Below are 19,575 nucleotides of genomic sequence, written 5' to 3'. Positions count from 1 at the left end.
ATGAACAGCACGCTTATCCAGACAGACCGTTTCGCCCTGAGCGAAACCGAGCGCTCGGCCATCGAGCACGAAATGCATCACTACGAGGACCCGCGCGCGGCGTCCATCGAAGCCCTGAAGATCGTCCAGAAGGAACGTGGCTGGGTGCCGGACGGCGCCATCCACGCCATCGGCGAAGTACTGGGCATCCCGGCCAGCGACGTCGAAGGTGTCGCCACCTTCTACAGCCAGATCTTCCGTCAGCCGGTCGGCCGCCACATCATCCGTGTGTGCGACAGCATGGTCTGCTACATCGGCGGTCATGAATCCGTGGTCAGCCAGATTCAAAGCGAACTGGGCATCGGCCTGGGCCAGACCACCGCCGACGGGCGCTTCACCCTGCTGCCGGTATGCTGCCTGGGCAACTGCGACAAGGCCCCGGCGCTGATGATCGACGACGACACCTTCGGTGACGTGCAGCCGGCTGGCGTTTCCAAACTGCTGGAGGGTTACGTATGACCATTACTTCCTTCGGCCCGGCCAACCGCATCGCGCGCACGGCCGAAACCCACCCGCTGACCTGGCGCCTGCGTGACGACGGCGAGCCGGTCTGGCTTGCCGAGTACGAATCGAAGAACGGCTACGCTGCCGCCCGCAAGGCGCTGGCGCAGATGTCGGCCGACGACATCGTGCAAAGCGTCAAGGACTCCGGCCTCAAGGGCCGCGGTGGTGCGGGCTTCCCCACTGGCGTGAAGTGGGGCCTGATGCCCAAAGACGAATCCATGAACATCCGCTACCTGCTGTGCAACGCGGACGAAATGGAGCCGAACACCTGGAAGGACCGCATGCTGATGGAGCAACAGCCCCATCTGCTGGTCGAGGGCATGCTGATCAGCGCCCGCGCCCTGAAGGCCTACCGTGGCTACATCTTCCTGCGTGGCGAATACACCACCGCAGCGAAAAACCTCAACCGCGCCATCGAGGAAGCCAAGGCCGCCGGCCTGCTGGGCAAGAACATCCTCGGCAGCGGTTTCGATTTCGAGCTGTTCGTGCACACCGGTGCCGGCCGCTACATCTGTGGTGAAGAAACCGCACTGATCAACTCGCTGGAAGGCCGCCGCGCCAACCCGCGCTCCAAGCCGCCCTTCCCTGCCGCCGTTGGCGTGTGGGGCAAGCCGACTTGCGTGAACAACGTCGAAACCCTGTGCAACGTCCCGGCCATCGTCGCCAACGGCAACGACTGGTACAAGTCGCTGGCCCGCGAAGGCAGCGAAGACCACGGCACCAAGCTGATGGGCTTCTCCGGCAAGGTGAAGAACCCGGGCCTGTGGGAACTGCCGTTCGGCGTCACCGCCCGCGAACTGTTCGAAGACTATGCCGGCGGCATGCGCGACGGCTTCAAGCTCAAGTGCTGGCAGCCAGGCGGCGCCGGTACCGGCTTCCTGCTGCCCGAGCACCTCGACGCGCAGATGTACGCCGGCGGCATCGCCAAGGTCGGCACCCGTATGGGTACCGGTCTGGCCATGGCAGTGGACGACAGCATCAACATGGTTTCGCTGCTGCGCAACATGGAAGAGTTCTTCGCCCGCGAGTCGTGCGGCTGGTGCACCCCATGCCGTGACGGCCTGCCATGGAGCGTGAAGATGCTGCGCGCACTGGAGAAAGGCCAGGGCCGCGCCGAAGACATCGAGACGCTGCTGGGCCTGGTCAACTTCCTCGGCCCTGGCCGTACCTTCTGTGCTCACGCACCAGGTGCCGTCGAGCCGCTGGGCAGTGCCATCAAATACTTCCGGTCCGAGTTCGAGGCCGGTGTCGCTCCAGCTGCGGCTGGCGATGCCCTGCGCCCCGACCTGGCCAAGCCAATCCAGGCCGGGCCGATCGTGGTCGGCGCATAACAAGATGATTAGGCGGGTGGTCCGTGCCACTCGCCAGCTTGCCGGCAGGCCCGAGAAATCGTGGCGTGTCGCAAGCTCACCGATTTCCATTAGCCACGCCCGCTCACGCGGGCCAACGAAGAACTTTGAACAATGGCCACTATCCACGTAGACGGCAAAGCGCTCGAAGTCAACGGTGCAGACAACCTGTTACAGGCCTGTCTGTCGCTCGGCCTCGACATCCCTTATTTCTGCTGGCACCCGGCGCTTGGTAGCGTTGGCGCCTGCCGGCAGTGCGCGGTCAAGCAGTACACCGACGAGAACGACACCCGCGGTCGTATCGTCATGTCCTGCATGACCCCTGCCTCCGACGGCACCTGGATCTCCATCGACGATGAAGAGTCCAAGGCGTTCCGCGCCAGCGTCGTCGAATGGCTGATGACCAACCACCCGCACGACTGCCCGGTGTGCGAGGAAGGCGGTCACTGCCACCTGCAGGACATGACGGTAATGACCGGCCACAACGAGCGCCGCTACCGTTTCACCAAGCGTACCCACCAGAACCAGGACCTCGGCCCGTTCATCGCCCATGAGATGAACCGCTGCATCGCCTGCTACCGCTGCGTGCGCTACTACAAGGACTATGCCGGTGGTACCGACCTGGGCGTTTACGGCGCCCACGACAACGTGTACTTCGGCCGCGTCGAAGACGGCGTGCTGGAAAGCGAATTCTCCGGCAACCTGACCGAGGTCTGCCCGACCGGCGTGTTCACCGACAAGACCCACTCCGAGCGCTACAACCGCAAGTGGGACATGCAGTTTGCCCCGAGCATCTGCCACGGCTGCTCCAGCGGCTGCAACATCAGCCCGGGCGAGCGCTACGGCGAACTGCGTCGGGTGGAAAACCGCTTCAACGGCTCGGTAAACCAGTACTTCCTGTGCGACCGTGGCCGCTTCGGCTATGGCTACGTCAACCGCAAGGATCGCCCACGCCAGCCACACCTGGCCGACGGCACCAAGCTGGGCCTGGACGCCGCCCTGGACAAGGCCGCCGACCTGCTGCGCGGCCGTACCATCGTCGGTATCGGCTCGCCACGCGCCAGCCTGGAAAGCAACTACGGCCTGCGTGAGCTGGTCGGTGCCGAGTACTTCTACTCGGGTATGGAAGCCGGCGAACTGGCCCGCGTACGCCTGGCCCTGAACGTGCTGAACAACAGCCCGCTGCCGGTCCCGACCCTGCGCGACATCGAAGACCACGACGCCGTGTTCGTGCTCGGTGAAGACCTGACCCAGACCGCTGCCCGCGTCGCCCTGGCCGTGCGCCAGGCCACCAAGGGCAAGGCCGAGGCCATGGCCGAAGCGATGAAGGTGCAGCCGTGGCTCGACGCCGCCGTGAAGAATATCGGCCAGCACGCGCTGTACCCGCTGTTCATCGCTTCGCTGGCTGAAACCAAGCTGGACGACGTCGCCGAAGAATGCGTGCACGCCGCCCCGGCCGACCTGGCCCGCATCGGTTTCGCCGTGGCCCACGCCATCGACCCGAGCGCCCCTGCCGTCGAAGGCCTGGACGCCGAAGCGAAAGCCCTGGCCCAGCGCATCGCCGACGCCCTGGTCGCGGCCAAGCGCCCACTGGTCGTAGCCGGTACCTCACTGGCCGACCCCGCGCTGATCGAAGCCGCCGCCAACATCGCCAAGGCGCTGAAGCTGCGCGAGAAGAACGGCTCGCTGAGCCTGGTGGTGCCTGAAGCCAACAGTCTCGGCCTGGCCATGCTCGGTGGCGAGTCGGTCGATGCCGCGCTGGACGCGGTCATCAGCGGCAAGGCCGACGCCATCGTCGTGCTGGAAAACGACCTGTACGCCCGCGTACCGGCCGCCAAGGTCGATGCAGCCCTGGCCGCGGCCAAGGTAGTGATCGTTGCCGACCACTCGAAAACCCCGACTGTCGACCGCGCCCACCTGGTGCTGCCGGCCGCCTCGTTCGCCGAAGGCGACGGTACCCTGGTCAGCCAGGAAGGCCGCGCCCAGCGCTTCTTCCAGGTCTTCGACCCGCAATACCTGGACAGCAGCATCCAGATCCACGAAGGCTGGCGCTGGATGCACGCCCTGCGTGCCACCCTGCTGAACAAGCCGGTCGACTGGACCCAGCTGGATCACGTCACCAGCGCCTGCGCCGAAGCCGCCCCGCAACTGGCCGGTATCGTCAACGCCGCGCCAAGCGCCGCGTTCCGCATCAAGGGCATGAAACTGGCCCGTGAGCCGCTGCGTTACTCCGGCCGTACCGCCATGCGCGCCAACATCAGCGTGCACGAGCCGCGTACTCCGCAAGACAAGGACACCGCGTTCGCCTTCTCCATGGAAGGCTACTCGGGTTCGGCCGAACCGCGTCAGCAAGTGCCGTTCGCCTGGTCGCCGGGCTGGAACTCGCCGCAAGCCTGGAACAAGTTCCAGGACGAGGTCGGTGGCCACCTGCGTGCCGGTGACCCGGGCGTACGCCTGATCGAACCGCAAGGCGACCGCCTGCACTGGTTCAATACCATTCCGGGCGCCTTCAACCCGGCCCGTGGTACCTGGACTGCCGTGCCGTTCTTCCACCTGTTCGGCAGCGAAGAAAGCTCCTCGCGCGCCGCACCGGTACAAGAGCGCATCCCGGCAGCCTACGTGGCCCTGGCCAAGTCCGAAGCCGACCGCCTGGGCGTCAACGACGGTGCCCTGCTGAGCCTGAACGTTGCCGGTGTGGCCCTGCGCCTGCCGCTGCGTATCAATGAAGAGCTGGGCGCTGGCCTGGTCGCGTTGCCGAAAGGCCTGGCCGGCATTCCGCCTGCCATCTTCGGTGCATCCGTCGAAGGTCTGCAGGAGGCAGCACAATGAGCTGGTTCACCCCCGAAGTGATCGATGTGATCCTGACCGTGCTGCGGGCCATCGTGGTCCTGCTGGCGGTGGTGGTCTGCGGCGCGCTGCTCAGCTTCGTCGAGCGCCGCCTGCTGGGCTGGTGGCAGGACCGTTACGGTCCGAACCGCGTCGGCCCGTTCGGCATGTTCCAGATCGCTGCCGACATGCTGAAGATGTTCTTCAAGGAAGACTGGAACCCGCCCTTCGTCGACCGCGTGATCTTCACCCTGGCACCGGTAGTGGCCATGAGCGCCCTGCTGATCGCCTTCGTGGTCATCCCGATCACCCCGACCTGGGGCGTCGCCGACCTGAACATCGGCCTGCTGTTCTTCTTCGCCATGGCCGGCCTGTCGGTCTACGCGGTGCTGTTCGCCGGCTGGTCGTCGAACAACAAGTACGCCCTGCTGGGCAGCTTGCGTGCCTCGGCACAGACCGTGTCGTACGAAGTGTTCCTGGGCCTGGCGCTGATGGGCGTGGTGGTGCAGGTGGGTTCGTTCAACATGCGCGACATCGTTGAATACCAGGCCCAGAACCTGTGGTTCATCATTCCGCAGTTCTTCGGCTTCTGTACCTTCTTCATCGCTGGCGTCGCCGTGACTCACCGTCACCCGTTCGACCAACCCGAAGCGGAACAGGAACTGGCCGACGGCTACCACATCGAGTATGCCGGCATGAAATGGGGCATGTTCTTCGTCGGTGAGTACATCGGCATCATCCTCATCTCGGCGCTGCTGGTAACCCTGTTCTTCGGCGGCTGGCACGGCCCGTTCGGCATCCTGCCGCAACTGTCGTTCCTGTGGTTCGCGCTGAAGACCGCGTTCTTCATCATGCTGTTCATCCTGCTGCGCGCATCGATCCCGCGCCCACGCTATGACCAGGTGATGGACTTCAGCTGGAAGTTCTGCCTGCCGCTGACCCTGATCAATTTGCTGGTGACCGCTGCGATCGTGCTCTACAACACGCCAGCCGTCGCGGCCCAGTGAGGATTTGACCCATGTTCAAGTATATCGGCGACATCGTTAAGGGCACCGGCACCCAGCTGCGCAGCCTGGCAATGGTGTTCTCCCACGGGTTCCGCAAGCGCGACACCCTGCAGTACCCCGAAGAACCCGTGTACCTGCCGCCGCGCTACCGCGGCCGCATCGTCCTCACCCGCGACCCCGATGGCGAGGAGCGCTGCGTAGCGTGCAACCTCTGCGCGGTGGCCTGCCCGGTCGGCTGCATCTCGCTGCAGAAGGCCGAGACCGAGGACGGCCGCTGGTACCCGGAGTTTTTCCGCATCAACTTCTCGCGCTGCATCTTCTGCGGTCTGTGTGAAGAAGCGTGCCCGACCACCGCGATCCAGCTGACTCCGGATTTCGAAATGGCCGAGTTCAAGCGTCAGGACCTGGTGTACGAGAAAGAAGATCTGCTGATCTCCGGCCCCGGCAAGAACCCTGACTACAACTTCTACCGTGTTGCCGGCATGGCAATCGCTGGCAAGCCGAAGGGCTCTGCACAGAACGAAGCCGAGCCGATCAACGTGAAGAGCTTGCTCCCATAAGGACAGAAAGATGGAATTCGCTTTCTACTTCGCATCCGGGATCGCCGTGGTCTCCACCCTTCGGGTGGTGACCGGCACCAACCCCGTGCACGCCTTGCTTTACCTGATCATTTCGCTGATTTCCGTGGCCATGATCTTCTTCGCCCTGGGTGCGCCGTTCGCCGGCGCCCTGGAAGTGATCGCCTACGCCGGCGCCATCATGGTGCTGTTCGTGTTCGTGGTGATGATGCTCAACCTCGGGCCGGCTTCGGTCGCCCAGGAACGGGGCTGGCTCAAGCCCGGTATCTGGGCCGGGCCGGTGATCCTCGCCGCCCTGCTGCTGCTGGAGCTGCTGTACGTGCTGTTCGTCACCCCGAGCGGCGCCGGCATCAGCGGTACCACCGTGGGCCCGAAAGAAGTCGGCATCAGCCTGTTCGGCCCTTACCTGCTGGTGGTCGAACTGGCTTCGATGCTGCTGCTGGCCGCGGCCGTCACCGCCTTCCACCTGGGCCGCAACGAGGCGAAGGAGTAAATCATGGGTGCTATCCCTCTCGAGCATGGTCTGGCGGTCGCCGGCATCCTGTTCTGCTTAGGTCTGGTTGGCCTGATGGTCCGCCGCAACATCCTCTTCGTGCTCATGAGCCTGGAAGTCATGATGAACGCCTCTGCCCTGGCGTTCGTCGTCGCCGGTGCCCGTTGGGTCCAGCCCGACGGCCAGGTGATGTTCATTCTGGTGATCAGCCTGGCAGCCGCCGAGGCCAGTATTGGCCTGGCCATCCTGCTGCAGCTGTATCGCCGCTTCCACACTCTCGACATCGATGCTGCCAGTGAGATGCGCGGATGAACCTTCTCTTCCTGACTTTCGTCTTCCCCCTCGTCGGCTTCCTGCTGCTGTCGTTCTCGCGCGGGCGGTTCTCGGAGAACCTGTCCGCCCTGATCGGCGTCGGCTCGGTAGGCCTTTCGGCCGCCACCGCCGCCTACGTCATCTGGCAATTCAATGTCGCCCCGCCTGAAGGCGGCGCGTACAGCCAGCTGCTGTGGCAGTGGATGTCGGTGGACGGCTTCGCGCCGAACTTCACCCTGTACCTGGACGGCCTGTCGGTCACCATGCTCGGCGTTGTCACCGGTGTCGGCTTCCTGATCCACCTGTTCGCTTCCTGGTACATGCGTGGCGAAGCCGGTTACTCGCGCTTCTTCGCGTACACCAACCTGTTCATCGCCAGCATGCTGTTCCTGGTGCTGGGCGACAACCTGCTGTTCATCTACTTCGGCTGGGAAGGCGTGGGCCTGTGCTCGTACCTGTTGATCGGTTTCTACTACAGCAACCGCAACAACGGTAACGCGGCACTCAAGGCATTCATCGTCACCCGTATCGGCGATGTGTTCATGGCCATCGGCCTGTTCATCCTGTTCGTCCAGCTGGGTACCCTGAACGTGCAGGAACTGCTGGTGCTGGCACCGCAGAAGTTCCAGGCTGGCGACACCTGGATGGTGCTGGCAACCCTGATGCTGCTGGGTGGTGCGGTCGGTAAATCGGCCCAGCTGCCACTGCAGACCTGGCTGGCCGACGCGATGGCCGGCCCTACTCCGGTCTCCGCGCTGATCCACGCGGCAACCATGGTGACCGCGGGCGTGTACCTGATCGCCCGTACCAACGGCCTGTTCCTGCTGGCGCCGGACATCCTGCACCTGGTAGGGGTGGTCGGTGGCGTGACCTTGGTACTGGCCGGCTTCGCCGCGCTGGTGCAGACCGACATCAAGCGTATCCTCGCCTACTCGACCATGAGCCAGATCGGCTACATGTTCCTGGCCCTGGGCGTTGGCGCCTGGGACGCGGCGATCTTCCACCTGATGACCCACGCCTTCTTCAAGGCCCTGCTGTTCCTTGCCTCCGGTGCGGTGATCGTTGCCTGCCACCACGAGCAGGACATCTTCAAGATGGGCGGCCTGTGGAAGAAACTGCCGCTGGCCTACGCCAGCTTCGTGGTCGGTGGCGCTGCCCTGGCTGCCCTGCCGATCGTGACCGTGGGCTTCTACTCCAAGGACGAGATCCTCTGGGAAGCCTTCGCCAGCGGCAACACCGGCCTGCTGTACGCCGGCCTGGTCGGTGCGTTCATGACCTCGCTGTACACCTTCCGCCTGATCTTCATCGCCTTCCACGGCGAAGCCAAGACCGAAGCCCACGCTGGCCACGGCATCAGCCACTGGCTGCCGCTGGGCGTGCTGATCGTGCTGTCGACCTTCGTCGGCGCCTGGATCACCCCGCCGCTGGCAGGTGTGCTGCCTGAAAGCGCCGGCCACGCCGGTGGCGAAGCCAAGCACGCGCTGGAGATCACTTCGGGCGTCATCGCCATCGCCGGTATCCTGCTGTCGGCCCTGCTGTTCCTGGGCAAGCGCCGCTTCGTCAGCGCCGTCGCCAACAGCGGTATCGGTCGTGTCCTGTCGGCCTGGTGGTTCGCCGCCTGGGGCTTCGACTGGATCTACGACAAGCTGTTCGTCAAACCTTACCTGCTGATCAGCCACATCCTGCGCAAGGATCCGGTTGACCGCAGCATCGGCCTGATTCCTCGCCTGGCTCGCGGCGGCCACGTCGCCATGAGCAAGACCGAGACCGGCCAGCTGCGCTGGTACACCGCTTCGATCGCCGTTGGCGCAGTGCTGGTACTCGGCGCTGTGGTAGTGGCCGCGGTATGACCATGAACCTTGCGAACCTTGCGACCCTGCAAAAGGAAACGAACCCGTCATGATTTTGCCTTGGCTGATCCTGATCCCCTTCATCGGCGGCTTCCTGTGCTGGCTGGGTGAGCGCTTCGGCGCCACCCTGCCGCGCTGGATCGCGCTGCTGACCATGTCCCTTCTGCTCGGCATCGGCCTGTGGCTGTGGGGTAACGGCGACTACACCCTGGCACCCGCTCCGGGCGCCGAGCCTGCCTGGGCCCTGGAATACAAAGTCCAGTGGATCCAGCGTTTCGGCATCAGCATCCACCTGGCCCTCGACGGCCTGTCGCTGTTGATGATCCTGCTCACCGGCCTGCTCGGTGTGCTGTCGGTACTGTGTTCCTGGAAAGAGATCCAGCGTCACGTCGGCTTCTTCCACCTCAACCTGATGTGGATCCTTGGCGGCGTGGTCGGTGTGTTCCTGGCCCTGGACCTGTTCCTGTTCTTCTTCTTCTGGGAAATGATGCTGGTGCCGATGTACTTCCTCATCGCGCTCTGGGGTCACAGCTCGTCGGACGGCAAGAAGACCCGGATCTACGCGGCGACCAAGTTCTTCATCTTCACCCAGGCCAGCGGCCTGATCATGCTGGTGGCGATCCTCGGCCTGGTGCTGGTCAACTACACCAACACCGGCGTGATCACCTTCAACTACAGCGACCTGCTCAAGGCCGAACTGCCAGCCGGTACCGAATACCTGCTGATGCTGGGCTTCTTCATCGCCTTCGCGGTGAAGCTGCCGGTGGTGCCGTTCCACTCCTGGCTGCCTGACGCTCACGCCCAGGCACCGACCGCAGGTTCCGTGGACCTGGCCGGTATCTTGCTGAAGACTGCGGCCTACGGCCTGCTGCGCTTCGCCCTGCCGCTGTTCCCGAACGCTTCGGCCGAGTTTGCGCCAATCGCCATGACCCTGGGCCTGATCGGTATCTTCTACGGTGCCTTCCTGGCCTTTGCGCAAACCGACATCAAGCGCCTGGTCGCCTTCTCCAGCGTCTCGCACATGGGCTTCGTGCTGATCGGTATCTATTCCGGCAGCCAGCAGGCCCTGCAAGGCGCGGTGATCCAGATGCTGGCCCACGGCCTGTCCGCTGCCGCGCTGTTCATCCTGGCCGGCCAGCTGTACGAGCGCTTGCACACCCGTGACATGCGCCAGATGGGTGGCCTGTGGCACCGCATCGCCTACCTGCCGGCCATCAGCCTGTTCTTCGCCGCCGCCTCCCTGGGCCTGCCCGGTACAGGCAACTTCGTCGGCGAGTTCCTGATCCTGATCGGCAGCTTCGCCAGCGTGCCTTGGATCACCGTGATCGCCACCACTGGCCTGGTGTTCGGTTCGGTGTACTCGCTGATCATGATCCACCGCGCCTACTTCGGCCCGGCCAAGACCGACACCGTGCTGGCCGGCATGGACGGACGCGAACTGATCATGGTCCTGGGTCTGGCGGTACTGCTGATCCTGCTGGGCGTGTATCCGCAGCCGTTCCTCGACACCTCTGCCGCCACCATGAGTGGTGTGCAGCAGTGGCTCGGTTCCGCTTTCACTCAACTCGCTTCGGCCCGGTAAGAGCGCTATGGAATTCACCACTCAACACTTCATCGCATTGGCGCCGATGCTGATCACCACCATCACCACGGTGGTGGTGATGCTGGCGATCGCCTGGAAGCGCAACCACTCGCAGACCTTCCTGCTGTCCACCGTGGGCCTCAACCTGGCCCTGCTGTCGATCCTGCCGGCGCTGAAGGTTGCGCCGCTGGCGGTCACCCCGCTGATCACCATCGACAAGTTCGCCTGCCTGTACATGGCGATCATCCTGGTGGCGACGCTGGCCTGCGTCACCCTTGCCCACGCCTACCTCGGCGAAGGCTCCAAGGGTTTCCCGGGCAACCGTGAAGAACTGTACCTGCTGCTGCTGATGTCGGCCCTCGGTGGCCTGGTGCTGGTTAGCGCCAACCACCTGGCCGGCCTGTTCATCGGCCTGGAGCTGCTGTCGGTACCGGTCTATGGCCTGGTGGCGTATGCCTTCTTCAACAAGCGCTCGCTGGAAGCCGGCATCAAGTACATGGTGCTGTCGGCCGCAGGCTCGGCCTTCCTGCTGTTCGGCATGGCCTTGCTGTACGCCGACGCCGGCAGCCTGAGCTTCGACCAGATCGGCAAGGCCCTGGCCGCCACCAGCATGCCAAGCCTGGTGGCCCAGCTGGGCCTGGGCATGATGCTGGTCGGCCTGGCCTTCAAACTGTCGCTGGTACCGTTCCACCTGTGGACCCCGGACGTGTACGAAGGCGCCCCGGCACCGGTCGCCGCCTTCCTGGCAACCGCCAGCAAGGTTGCGGTGTTCGCCGTTGTCGTGCGTCTGTTCATGCTCTCCCCTGCTGCCAGCAGCGGCGCGCTGAGCACCGTACTGGCGGTGATTGCCGTGGCCTCGATCCTGATCGGCAACCTGCTGGCACTGACCCAGAGCAACCTCAAGCGCCTGCTCGGTTACTCGTCCATCGCCCACTTCGGTTACCTGGTCATCGCCCTGGTCGCCAGCAAGGGCCTGGCCCTGGAAGCCATGGGCGTGTACCTGGTCACCTACGTGATCACCAGCCTGGGCGCCTTCGGTGTCATCACCCTGATGTCCTCGCCTTACGGCGGCCGTGACGCCGATGCACTGTACGAGTACCGCGGCCTGTTCTGGCGCCGTCCGTACCTGACTGCGGTACTGACCGTGATGATGCTGTCGCTGGCGGGTATCCCGCTGACCGCCGGCTTCATCGGCAAGTTCTACATCATTGCCACTGGCGTCGAGTCGCACCTGTGGTGGCTGGTCGGTGCCCTGGTGATCGGTAGCGCCATCGGCGTCTACTACTACCTGCGCGTCATGGTCACCCTGTACCTGGTCGAGCCGAACCTGCGTCGCCACGACGCCCCGCTGAAATGGGAACAGCGCACCGGCGGCGTCATGCTGCTGGCCATCGCCATTCTCGCCTTCGTGCTGGGTGTGTACCCGCAACCGCTGCTGGAAATGGTCCAGCAAGCCGGCCTGCAACTGATCGGCTGATCGCCCCGGTAAAACAAGACACCCCGCTTATGCGGGGTGTTTTTTTATCTGCACGCTTTTATCCGTGAGCATGAAGGCTTATTCACCAGGATTGTCCTGGACGGCCCCCGGCAGCGCTGCCTTGCGTAAATCACCGTTGGCCGAAGGCAGGTACACTTCCGGGTTGGGCATGCCGCTGGGCGAGAGCTCATGGGTCATCTCGAACTCGGCACGCACCGACCAGCCACAGGCCTCGTTGGTGCATTGCAAATAGGCGATCCGCAGGAAAATATGACGCCCTTCACTGGTGCGTATACGCATCCGGCTGTGGCAATGCGGGCAAACCAGCTTGTATGTACTCACGGCAAGTACCTGCAAGCATTGTTCGGGCTTACCTTCTGTGAGAATAGTCGTCCGGTTTTGTCAGTATTGGCTGCATATATAGGTGTATTCTTCAGTTTGATGCTTCTCATTGCAGGAATGCTCCTTAAAACGCAGGGCTGTATTCATAACGAGTAGTTTAAGCCCATGGAATATCATTAAACCAGTCATGGATATTAGTTATGAGTACCCACGTACTTGCTTCGGTGCTGACCAGGCTGAAGCTTCTGACCGCTACGGAATCTGACGCCGAGCTGTCCAGAGCGCTCTCGATCAGCCCGCAGACATTGAGCAGCTGGAAGGTGCGCGACAGCATTCCTTACTCACTTTGCATAGACATCGCCAGGCAGTATGCATGCTCACTGGACTGGCTTCTGCTGGGTGAGCCCGAACGACATCGCGCAGGCCTGGACGACGAAGGCTGGGAACAGGACATGCTCGCGCGCCTGCGCACCCTGTCGCTTGCCGATCGCCAAGCCGTTCTCCTGCTGGTTCAGGACAAGCAACGCATCCAGCAGCTGGAGCGGCAATTGAGCGCGCTGACCAGTCGCTCGCCCAATGCCGCCAGCGGCTAGCCCCGGCGGCGCCAGCGCTGGATGAGTTCGCGCGGGTCCAGCGTATCCAGCCAGACCATCACCTTGAGGCTGATGGGGATCACCACCACGGCAGCCACGAACCCCGCCATGCCACGGCTCAGCAAGGGCACCAGTGACGAAACCAGCGGCTCGAACAGGTGGCCAACCCCCACGGTCACGAACACCAGCAAGAGTTTCTTGCCCAGCGTCAGGCGCCTGGCCTTGTTGGTGATCAACCGGTCACGCGCCGCGCTCACCAACAAAGCCCCCAGCAGCGCGGCGAACAGGACATTGCCATCCACGCCCAGCAACTCCACCAGCGCCGGGGCCAGGCTGTCGACAACAGATTTTTCAGTCATGGGCAGCCCCTCGGTGTGCGGCGGGCAGGTAGGCGGTCGAGCCCAGGTTACGCATGACCGCGGCTTCGACAAAGCGGATGTAGCACACCCGCAATGCACGCCCGTGGTCATGCCCGGCCACATCCTCGAGGCGCTTGTAGCCCCGTTCTCGCAACACCGCGCGCCAGCGCGCAAATTCGCGTGCCGCGTCGATGGCAGCGCAGCGTGCGGCCACTTCCAGCACAGCCTCACTGACAGGCCGCTTCAGGTTCAGGCGCTCACGCAGCCTGTCCAGTTCCACCCGTGGCCAGAAGGGGTCATGGCAATCGGCAAAACGCCGTAACCGAGGATCGTTGCCCATGCTTCACCCCCTCACTGCTCGGCCAGCATGCCGTAGCGAATGGCCTTGATCACCGCAGCCACCCGCGTGGGCACATCGAACTTGCGCAGGATGTTCGACACATGGAAGTTCACCGTCGATTCCTTGCATTCCAGGATCTGGCCAATCTCCCACGAGCTCTTTCCGTAGGCACACCACAACAGCACTTGCCGTTCACGTGGCGTCAGGCGAACCGGGGCGTCCGCCAGGGGTTGCTGCGAGTGTCGTGCGTTGTCAGTCATGTTTGAACTCCACGGGTGATTGAGCGAGGCATCGCTGCCGGTCTGCAATCACCTTACGAAGCGCAGGTCGCCCTGCTCCATCGCTGCGGCTTGTAAAGAACTTTCGTACAAAACCGTCTGACGAAGGTTGCGCGATATTTGTCGACTTTCCTCGTGCTCCAAGCGGCATTTCGCTCGTCTCAACGCCGTTGTCCATTCGCCTTTCGCCTGGAGTCGTACAATGCGTTGCGTTTTGCCCCCACCATCCTGCCTCGGCCTGCTGGCTGCTTTCGCTACCTCCCAGCCCGCCCTGGCGGCACCTCCGGTCGAGTTGGGCCAGGTGCTGATTACCGATGAGGAGCAGAACGACCTGACTGCAGCCAGCGAACGCCTGCACGAAGTGCCGGGCGCAAGCAACCTGGTGGACATGCAGCGCGTGGGACAAGGCCGGGTTGCCAGCAACCAGGATGTACTGGCCTACCAGCCCGGGGTGTTCGCGCAATCGGCGGGCAACGATGGCATCAAACTGTCGATCCGCGGTTCGGGCATCAACCGCGCACCGGGGGCCCACGGTTCCGGGGTGTACACGATGTTCGATGGCCTGCCCCTGACCGGCCCGGGCGGCACGCCCTACGAGCTGTTCGAGCCGCTGTGGCTTAGCCGTGCCGAAGTGCTGCGCGGCGCCAACGGCTTCGACCAGGGTTCCCTCGCCCTGGGCGGTGCTATCAACTACGTCACCCACACCGGCTACGACGCCGCGCCGCTGCAGGTGCGCTACGAAGTCGGCAGCCGCGGCTACCAGCATCGGCACATCAGCTCGGGGCAGGTACTGGGCAACCTCGACTACTACGTGGCCCTGACCGATTCGGAATATGACGGCTACCAGGCGCACAGCAGCGGCAGTGCCAAGGGTGTGGCGGCCAATGTCGGCTACCGCTTCAACCCGAACCTGGAAACCCGCTTCTACCTGCGCTACCGGGAAACCGAGAACGAGTTGGCCGGGCGCCTGACCAAGGAACAGATCAAGCACCACCCCCGCGCCGCGAACCCGGCCTACCTGGCCCGCGACGACAGCCGCCCGCAACCGGGCAGTACCTGGGTGGGCAACAAGACCACCTTCTACCTCGACGACGATGCGCTCCTGGAAGCTGGCCTGGTCTACCACGACTACCCGATGGACCTGCGCGAAGGCCCGATGCGCCTGAAGGTGGCCTATACCGATGTGAGCGGCACCTTGAACTACTTCCGCCGTGACACTTTGTTCGGCCACGAGAGCAAGACCACCGTCGGCTGGCGCACCACCAAACATCTGCCCAACAGCGGTGCTTCACAGTTCACCCGTAATGGCGACGTGTTCGGTGAGCGCATCCGTGACTTCACCTACCAGGGCTCGGACACCGTGCTGCATGTGGGCAATGACCTGGAGCTGGTACCGAACCTGTGGCTGACCACTGGCCTGGCGATGATCTATACCCGCCGTGAAAGTGATGTCACTTACCACCCTGCCGGGGGCGGCAAAGTGAGCCAGCATGACTGGGACTATGCACCACGCCTGGGGCTGCGCTATGACATCAGCCCGGACTTGCAGGTGTACGGCAACCTGAGCCGCTCGGTCGAACCACCCCATCCCTGGGCCCTGATCTGGAGTGCGCCCACAGCCAACCAACCGATCGAGATGCAAAACCAGACGGCCACCACACTGGAATTGGGTGCACGCGGCGAATCGGCATTGGGGCATTGGGACCTGGCGTGGTACTACTCGCAGGTTCGCCATGAATTGCTGGCGGTGGAGATCGTGCAAGGCGCTCCGGCCAAGGAATTCAACGCCAGCGCCACCGTGCACCAGGGCGTGGAAGCCGGCCTCGACAGTACCCTGTGGGAACGCGCCGGTACTGGCAGGCTGAGTTTGCGCCAGGCCTACACCTTCAGTGACTTCCACTACCGCGATGACGACAAGTTCGGCGATAACCGCCTGCCGGGCATCCCCATGCACTACTACCAGGCCGAGTTGCGCTATGACTGGCCGAGCGGTTTCTACGCCGGGGTGAACACGCAGATGGCGTCGAAGGTGCAGGTGGACTACGCCAACAGTTACCACGCCGATGAATATGCCTTGCTCGGCGCACGCCTGGGCTGGGATTCACCGAAGCAGGACTGGCAGACCTGGCTGGACCTGCGCAACCTGACCAACAAGCGTTATGCGGCGACGGTGACACCTGGCTACAACGATGCCGGAAAGGATGAGGCCCGTTCGACGCCAGGCGAAGGCTTTGGCGTGTATGCCGGGGTTTCCTACAGCTTCCGCTAGAACATGCCGCGCTCCGCTTCTGTAGGAGCAGCCTTGTGCTGCGAAGAGGCCGGTACAGATCCTATTGATGTGTGATTTGTACCGGCCTCTTCGCAGCACAAGGCTGCTCCTACAAAGAGACCGTCCATTCAACGATCGCGAATCAAACCGCCCTGTTCAACTTCACCCAGGAAGCGAACTTGTCAATAAACGCCTGCAAGAACGGCCGGGTCTTGTCATTGAGCTTGCCCGAATCCTCGAACAGGCTAGCCGCGCCGCCAATGTAGGCCTCGGGCATCTGCATGCACGGCATGTCCAGAAACACCAGCGACTGGCGCACGGCATGGTTGGCGCCGAAGCCACCAATGGCCCCCGGCGACACACTGGCCACCGCCGCCGGCTTGCCACTCCAGGCGCTTTGCCCGTAGGGCCGCGAGCCTACATCGATGGCATTCTTCAGGCCGCCAGGCACCGAGCGGTTGTACTCCGGGGTAACGAACAACACCGCATCACTGCGGCGGATCTCGTCGCGAAAACGCTTCCACGCGTCCGGCGCGTCGGCCTCGATATCCTCGTTGTACAACGGCAGATCACCAATCTCCACGATCTTCAGGGCAAGGCTGGACGGCGCCAGCTCCGAGAGTGCGCGGGCGACCTTGCGGTTGTAGGAGTCCTTGCGCAAGCTACCGACGACCACCGCTACCGAATACACCTGGCTCATGGCAATTTCCAACCTCTGCTGGGTAAAGGGACGTTGTAGTTATAGATGACCGTTCCTCGGCGCCTTGGTTTTTTTTCCACGGGGCGAAAACTTCCGACGCTGTTACACGGTCTATGCCTGCAGACATTTCCCACGTAATTCAGAGGTTTCCACCCAAATGGCAGCAGTAATGGTCGACCAATTCCACGCCCGTGACGCCGAAGGCCGCATCTACCCCGTGCACGAGTTCCAGGAGTCGACCCTGCAAACCGACGGCAGCACGCTGGGCGCGCCCATCACCACCTATCGCCTGGCCATCGGCGACAAGGTCAACCATCTGGGTGAAAACCGCTTCGAACTGGCGCGCAGCGGCGTCGAGATCATTCGCATTCCTTGATGCAGTCCACCGTGTAGCGGCCGCTTTCATTCTGCAGGCCGTGCACGTCGGCGACGAAACCTGGGAAGCCCTGGTTGAACGCCCGGGCGAAGGCCAGGTAATCGACTATCGAGCGGGTCGCCTCGGTAAACCGCTCCCCCGGCATGATCAACGGAATACCAGGCGGGTACGGCACCAGCATCACCGCTGCCACCCGCCCCAGCAGCGCCTCGATCGGCACCGCCTCCACCTCACCGCGCACCATCTGGTCATAGGCCCGGGCCGGGCTCACGGCCACCTCCGGCAAGCGCGTGAACAGCCGCTTCAATTGCTTGGCCGTAGCATTGGCGCGGTAGCAGCCATGCAACTGGTCGCACAGGTCGCGCAGGCCCATGCCCTGGTAGCGTGAGGCATCGGCAGCCACCACACTCGGCAGGCAGTTGCTCAGGGCGGTATTGCCGTCATAGTGGCGCTTGAACTCCAGCAACTCGGTGAGCAAGGTGCTCCACTTGCCCTTGGTGATGCCCATGGAGAACAGCACCAGGAAGCTGTACAGGCCGGTTTTCTCCACCACCAGCCCCCGCTCCCAGAGAAACTTGCTGACCACTGCCGCCGGGATGCCATGCTCGCCCAGTGCACCGCCCGCGCTCAGGCCCGGCATCACAAGGGTCACCTTCAGCGGGTCGAGCAGCACATAGTCATCCGCCACTTCGCCAAAGCCATGCCACTCCGCCCCCGGCTGCAGCAGCCAGTCCTGCGCGGCCAGGCGGTGGATGCCTTCGGCGCTCGGCGGCTGCCAGATGCTGAACCACCAGTCGTCGGCGGCGATGTGCTCGCGCAGGTTGGCCAGGGCACGGCGAAAGCTCAGCGCCTCGTCGAACATTTCTTGCAGCAGCGAACGCCCGGCCGGCCCTTCCATCATGGTCGAGGCCACGTCCAGCGAAGCGAGGATGCTGTACTGCGGCGAGGTCGAGATGTGCATCATGAACGCTTCGTTGAAGCGGTCACGGTCCAGCTGGCGCCTGGCCCCGTCCTGCACATGAATCATCGAGGCCTGGCTGAACGCGGCCAGCAGCTTGTGGGTGGAATGGGTGCTGAACACCAGCGGGCTGTCTGCCGCGCAGGCCGTGCCCATGGCATAGCGCCCGGTAAAGAACTCGTGGAATGCCGCATAGGCGAACCAGGCCTCGTCGAAGTGCAGCACCTCGACACTGGCGCCCAGGGTCTGCTTGATCAGCCCGGCGTGGTAGCACAGGCCGTCGTAGGTGGAGTTGGTCACCACCGCCAGCTTGATGCGCTGCCCGCGATCGCGAGCAAGAGGGTTGGCCTGGATCTTCGCCTGGATCGCCTCGGGGCTGAACTCGCTGAGCGGGATCGGGCCGATGATCCCGAGTTCGTTGCGCTCGGGGCACAGATAGAGGGGAATGGCACCGGTCATGATGATCGCATGCACCACCGACTTGTGGCAGTTGCGGTCCACCAGCACCAGGTCGTCGCGGCCGACCATGGCGTGCCAGACGATCTTGTTGGCCGTGGAGGTGCCGTTGATGACGAAAAAGGTGTGGTCGGCGCCAAAGTTGCGCGCAGCCCTGGCTTCGGCTTCGGCCAAGGGGCCGGTGTGATCGAGCAGCGAGCCCAGCTCCGGCACGGAAACGGACAGGTCCGAGCGTAGGGTGTTTTCCCCGAAGAACTGGTGAAAGGCCTGGCCCACTGGGCTTTTGCGATAGGCCACGCCGCCGCCGTGGCCCGGGGTGTGCCAGGAATAATTGGACTGCGCGGTGTGCTGCACCAGGGCCTTGAAGAACGGCGGCAGCAGGCCGTCCAGGTAGATATGTGCGGCACGCGCCACCTGGCGCGCAAGAAACGGCACGGTGTCTTCGAACAAGTACAGGATGCCACGCAGCTGGTTGAGCTCGCTCATGGCTTCGGCGGGGGCGTTTTCCAGGGTTACTTGTTCGCCCAGGGCGAAAATCGGCAGGCTGGGGGCGCGCAGGCGGGCCAGGCGGATCAGCTCGGCCATGTTCTGCAGCAGGTGGGTATTCTCGCCGACGCCCTCGGCGGCAATCAGCATGCAGGCCAGGCCATGGTGGGTGGCAGCGACCAGGCAGGCCTCGGCATGGTCGGCGGCGGCGAGGACGGCAAAGCCGTCCTGGCGCAGTTCCTCGGCGATGCCCCGCACACGCTCGCCAGCGACGCTGTCAACCTTGATGGCGCGGTGCACGATGAGGATGGGGAACTTGAGGTCCTTGTACATCAGGTGGCTACCTCCGAAGGACATGGCGTCTATTTCAGGGTAGTAGAACCTGTGTGGTCAGGACCGGT

General features: G+C 63.6%; 19 protein-coding genes. 13 read left to right on the top strand and 6 right to left on the bottom strand.

What is annotated here, in order from left to right; translation table 11 throughout:
• From nuoE to nuoN, 10 genes are all read left to right on the top strand, one after another.
• Positions 1 to 498 (top strand): NADH-quinone oxidoreductase subunit NuoE, encoded by a 498-nt coding sequence (nuoE, locus tag CAG18_RS04830; RefSeq protein WP_003251433.1) that lies wholly within the window; start codon positions 1 to 3, stop codon positions 496 to 498.
• The gene (gene nuoF / locus CAG18_RS04825) at positions 495 to 1,874 is read left to right on the top strand and encodes an NADH-quinone oxidoreductase subunit NuoF (protein ID WP_015271053.1); all 1,380 of its coding nucleotides are present in this window, start codon (positions 495 to 497) and stop codon (positions 1,872 to 1,874) included. The genes nuoE and nuoF overlap by 4 nt, the downstream gene beginning before the upstream one ends.
• Positions 1,875 to 2,006: 132 nt before the next feature.
• Complete coding sequence (nuoG, locus tag CAG18_RS04820; RefSeq protein ID WP_015271054.1) at positions 2,007 to 4,721, top strand: NADH-quinone oxidoreductase subunit NuoG; 2,715 nt, start codon at positions 2,007 to 2,009, stop codon at positions 4,719 to 4,721.
• Positions 4,718 to 5,725: an NADH-quinone oxidoreductase subunit NuoH gene (gene nuoH / locus CAG18_RS04815; RefSeq protein ID WP_003251440.1), complete on the top strand. Its 1,008-nt coding sequence runs from the start codon at positions 4,718 to 4,720 to the stop codon at positions 5,723 to 5,725. The genes nuoG and nuoH overlap by 4 nt, the downstream gene beginning before the upstream one ends.
• An 11-nt stretch (positions 5,726 to 5,736) precedes the next feature.
• Entirely contained in the window at positions 5,737 to 6,285 is a 549-nt protein-coding gene (nuoI, locus tag CAG18_RS04810; protein ID WP_003251442.1) for an NADH-quinone oxidoreductase subunit NuoI, read from the top strand.
• Between the two features lie 10 nt (positions 6,286 to 6,295).
• The gene (gene nuoJ / locus CAG18_RS04805; RefSeq protein WP_003261007.1) at positions 6,296 to 6,796 is read left to right on the top strand and encodes an NADH-quinone oxidoreductase subunit J; all 501 of its coding nucleotides are present in this window, start codon (positions 6,296 to 6,298) and stop codon (positions 6,794 to 6,796) included.
• Positions 6,797 to 6,799: 3 nt separating this feature from the next.
• Positions 6,800 to 7,108 (top strand): NADH-quinone oxidoreductase subunit NuoK, encoded by a 309-nt coding sequence (gene nuoK, locus CAG18_RS04800; protein WP_003251446.1) that lies wholly within the window; start codon positions 6,800 to 6,802, stop codon positions 7,106 to 7,108.
• The gene (gene nuoL, locus CAG18_RS04795; protein ID WP_085720489.1) at positions 7,105 to 8,958 is read left to right on the top strand and encodes an NADH-quinone oxidoreductase subunit L; all 1,854 of its coding nucleotides are present in this window, start codon (positions 7,105 to 7,107) and stop codon (positions 8,956 to 8,958) included. The genes nuoK and nuoL overlap by 4 nt, the downstream gene beginning before the upstream one ends.
• A 49-nt stretch (positions 8,959 to 9,007) precedes the next feature.
• Positions 9,008 to 10,540 carry an NADH-quinone oxidoreductase subunit M gene (nuoM, locus tag CAG18_RS04790; protein WP_015271056.1) on the top strand — a complete coding sequence of 511 codons (1,533 nt, stop codon included), beginning with the start codon at positions 9,008 to 9,010 and terminating at the stop codon, positions 10,538 to 10,540.
• Between the two features lie 7 nt (positions 10,541 to 10,547).
• A complete protein-coding gene (gene nuoN, locus CAG18_RS04785) occupies positions 10,548 to 12,017 on the top strand; it encodes an NADH-quinone oxidoreductase subunit NuoN (RefSeq protein ID WP_013973390.1) in 1,470 nt (489 codons plus the stop codon).
• A 78-nt stretch (positions 12,018 to 12,095) separates the two neighbouring features.
• Here nuoN and CAG18_RS04780 read toward each other — a convergent pair whose 3' ends face one another.
• On the bottom strand, positions 12,096 to 12,359 hold the full coding sequence (locus CAG18_RS04780; RefSeq protein WP_023662582.1) for an ogr/Delta-like zinc finger family protein: 264 nt from the start codon (positions 12,357 to 12,359) through the stop codon (positions 12,096 to 12,098).
• Between the two features lie 200 nt (positions 12,360 to 12,559).
• On the opposite strand from CAG18_RS04780, the gene CAG18_RS04775 reads away from it, so the two are divergent.
• Positions 12,560 to 12,952, top strand: a complete 393-nt coding sequence (locus tag CAG18_RS04775) for a helix-turn-helix domain-containing protein (protein WP_003261013.1) — start codon at positions 12,560 to 12,562, stop codon at positions 12,950 to 12,952.
• On the opposite strand, the gene CAG18_RS04770 is transcribed toward CAG18_RS04775, so the two are convergent.
• From CAG18_RS04770 to CAG18_RS04760, 3 genes are read right to left on the bottom strand one after another with little or no spacing between them, the layout of a single operon-like run.
• Positions 12,949 to 13,311 carry a hypothetical protein gene (locus CAG18_RS04770; RefSeq protein WP_023662583.1) on the bottom strand — a complete coding sequence of 121 codons (363 nt, stop codon included), beginning with the start codon at positions 13,309 to 13,311 and terminating at the stop codon, positions 12,949 to 12,951. The genes CAG18_RS04775 and CAG18_RS04770 overlap by 4 nt on opposite strands.
• Positions 13,304 to 13,651 carry a head completion/stabilization protein gene (locus tag CAG18_RS04765; protein WP_015271058.1) on the bottom strand — a complete coding sequence of 116 codons (348 nt, stop codon included), beginning with the start codon at positions 13,649 to 13,651 and terminating at the stop codon, positions 13,304 to 13,306. The genes CAG18_RS04770 and CAG18_RS04765 overlap by 8 nt, the downstream gene beginning before the upstream one ends.
• Positions 13,652 to 13,662: 11 nt before the next feature.
• Positions 13,663 to 13,911, bottom strand: a complete 249-nt coding sequence (locus CAG18_RS04760) for a helix-turn-helix domain-containing protein (RefSeq protein WP_003261017.1) — start codon at positions 13,909 to 13,911, stop codon at positions 13,663 to 13,665.
• Between the two features lie 220 nt (positions 13,912 to 14,131).
• Between CAG18_RS04760 and CAG18_RS04755 the strand changes: the two genes are divergently transcribed.
• Positions 14,132 to 16,198 carry a TonB-dependent receptor domain-containing protein gene (locus CAG18_RS04755; RefSeq protein WP_085720488.1) on the top strand — a complete coding sequence of 689 codons (2,067 nt, stop codon included), beginning with the start codon at positions 14,132 to 14,134 and terminating at the stop codon, positions 16,196 to 16,198.
• A gap of 142 nt (positions 16,199 to 16,340) precedes the next feature.
• On the opposite strand, the gene chrR is transcribed toward CAG18_RS04755, so the two are convergent.
• On the bottom strand, positions 16,341 to 16,898 hold the full coding sequence (gene chrR, locus CAG18_RS04750; protein WP_015271060.1) for a class I chromate reductase ChrR: 558 nt from the start codon (positions 16,896 to 16,898) through the stop codon (positions 16,341 to 16,343).
• A gap of 157 nt (positions 16,899 to 17,055) precedes the next feature.
• Here chrR and CAG18_RS04745 point away from each other — a divergent pair, with 157 nt between their 5' ends.
• The gene (locus tag CAG18_RS04745) at positions 17,056 to 17,274 is read left to right on the top strand and encodes a hypothetical protein (protein ID WP_015271061.1); all 219 of its coding nucleotides are present in this window, start codon (positions 17,056 to 17,058) and stop codon (positions 17,272 to 17,274) included.
• On the opposite strand, the gene CAG18_RS04740 is transcribed toward CAG18_RS04745, so the two are convergent.
• Positions 17,258 to 19,507, bottom strand: coding sequence for an Orn/Lys/Arg decarboxylase N-terminal domain-containing protein (locus CAG18_RS04740; RefSeq protein WP_015271062.1), 2,250 nt, complete (start codon positions 19,505 to 19,507; stop codon positions 17,258 to 17,260). The genes CAG18_RS04745 and CAG18_RS04740 overlap by 17 nt on opposite strands.
• Between the last annotated feature and the right edge of the window lie 68 nt (positions 19,508 to 19,575).

The organism is Pseudomonas sp. B22(2017), from assembly GCF_002113105.1.
Taxonomy (GTDB): Bacteria; Pseudomonadota; Gammaproteobacteria; order Pseudomonadales; family Pseudomonadaceae; genus Aquipseudomonas; species Aquipseudomonas asiatica.
The sequence above is the reverse complement of the archived record's forward strand: the minus strand, read 5'-3'. Positions and strand labels throughout refer to the sequence as shown.

What these genes read in the sequence shown, in the direction of transcription:
- nuoE (WP_003251433.1), top strand. Translation starts at nt 1, where the DNA reads ATGAACAGCACGCTTATCCAGACAGACCGTTTCGCCCTGAGCGAAACC.
- nuoF (WP_015271053.1), top strand. Translation starts at nt 495, where the DNA reads ATGACCATTACTTCCTTCGGCCCGGCCAACCGCATCGCGCGCACGGCC.
- nuoG (WP_015271054.1), top strand. Translation starts at nt 2,007, where the DNA reads ATGGCCACTATCCACGTAGACGGCAAAGCGCTCGAAGTCAACGGTGCA.
- nuoH (WP_003251440.1), top strand. Translation starts at nt 4,718, where the DNA reads ATGAGCTGGTTCACCCCCGAAGTGATCGATGTGATCCTGACCGTGCTG.
- nuoI (WP_003251442.1), top strand. Translation starts at nt 5,737, where the DNA reads ATGTTCAAGTATATCGGCGACATCGTTAAGGGCACCGGCACCCAGCTG.
- nuoJ (WP_003261007.1), top strand. Translation starts at nt 6,296, where the DNA reads ATGGAATTCGCTTTCTACTTCGCATCCGGGATCGCCGTGGTCTCCACC.
- nuoK (WP_003251446.1), top strand. Translation starts at nt 6,800, where the DNA reads ATGGGTGCTATCCCTCTCGAGCATGGTCTGGCGGTCGCCGGCATCCTG.
- nuoL (WP_085720489.1), top strand. Translation starts at nt 7,105, where the DNA reads ATGAACCTTCTCTTCCTGACTTTCGTCTTCCCCCTCGTCGGCTTCCTG.
- nuoM (WP_015271056.1), top strand. Translation starts at nt 9,008, where the DNA reads ATGATTTTGCCTTGGCTGATCCTGATCCCCTTCATCGGCGGCTTCCTG.
- nuoN (WP_013973390.1), top strand. Translation starts at nt 10,548, where the DNA reads ATGGAATTCACCACTCAACACTTCATCGCATTGGCGCCGATGCTGATC.
- CAG18_RS04775 (WP_003261013.1), top strand. Translation starts at nt 12,560, where the DNA reads ATGAGTACCCACGTACTTGCTTCGGTGCTGACCAGGCTGAAGCTTCTG.
- CAG18_RS04770 (WP_023662583.1), bottom strand. Translation starts at nt 13,311, where the DNA reads ATGACTGAAAAATCTGTTGTCGACAGCCTGGCCCCGGCGCTGGTGGAG.
- CAG18_RS04765 (WP_015271058.1), bottom strand. Translation starts at nt 13,651, where the DNA reads ATGGGCAACGATCCTCGGTTACGGCGTTTTGCCGATTGCCATGACCCC.
- CAG18_RS04760 (WP_003261017.1), bottom strand. Translation starts at nt 13,911, where the DNA reads ATGACTGACAACGCACGACACTCGCAGCAACCCCTGGCGGACGCCCCG.
- CAG18_RS04755 (WP_085720488.1), top strand. Translation starts at nt 14,132, where the DNA reads ATGCGTTGCGTTTTGCCCCCACCATCCTGCCTCGGCCTGCTGGCTGCT.
- chrR (WP_015271060.1), bottom strand. Translation starts at nt 16,898, where the DNA reads ATGAGCCAGGTGTATTCGGTAGCGGTGGTCGTCGGTAGCTTGCGCAAG.
- CAG18_RS04745 (WP_015271061.1), top strand. Translation starts at nt 17,056, where the DNA reads ATGGCAGCAGTAATGGTCGACCAATTCCACGCCCGTGACGCCGAAGGC.
- CAG18_RS04740 (WP_015271062.1), bottom strand. Translation starts at nt 19,507, where the DNA reads ATGTACAAGGACCTCAAGTTCCCCATCCTCATCGTGCACCGCGCCATC.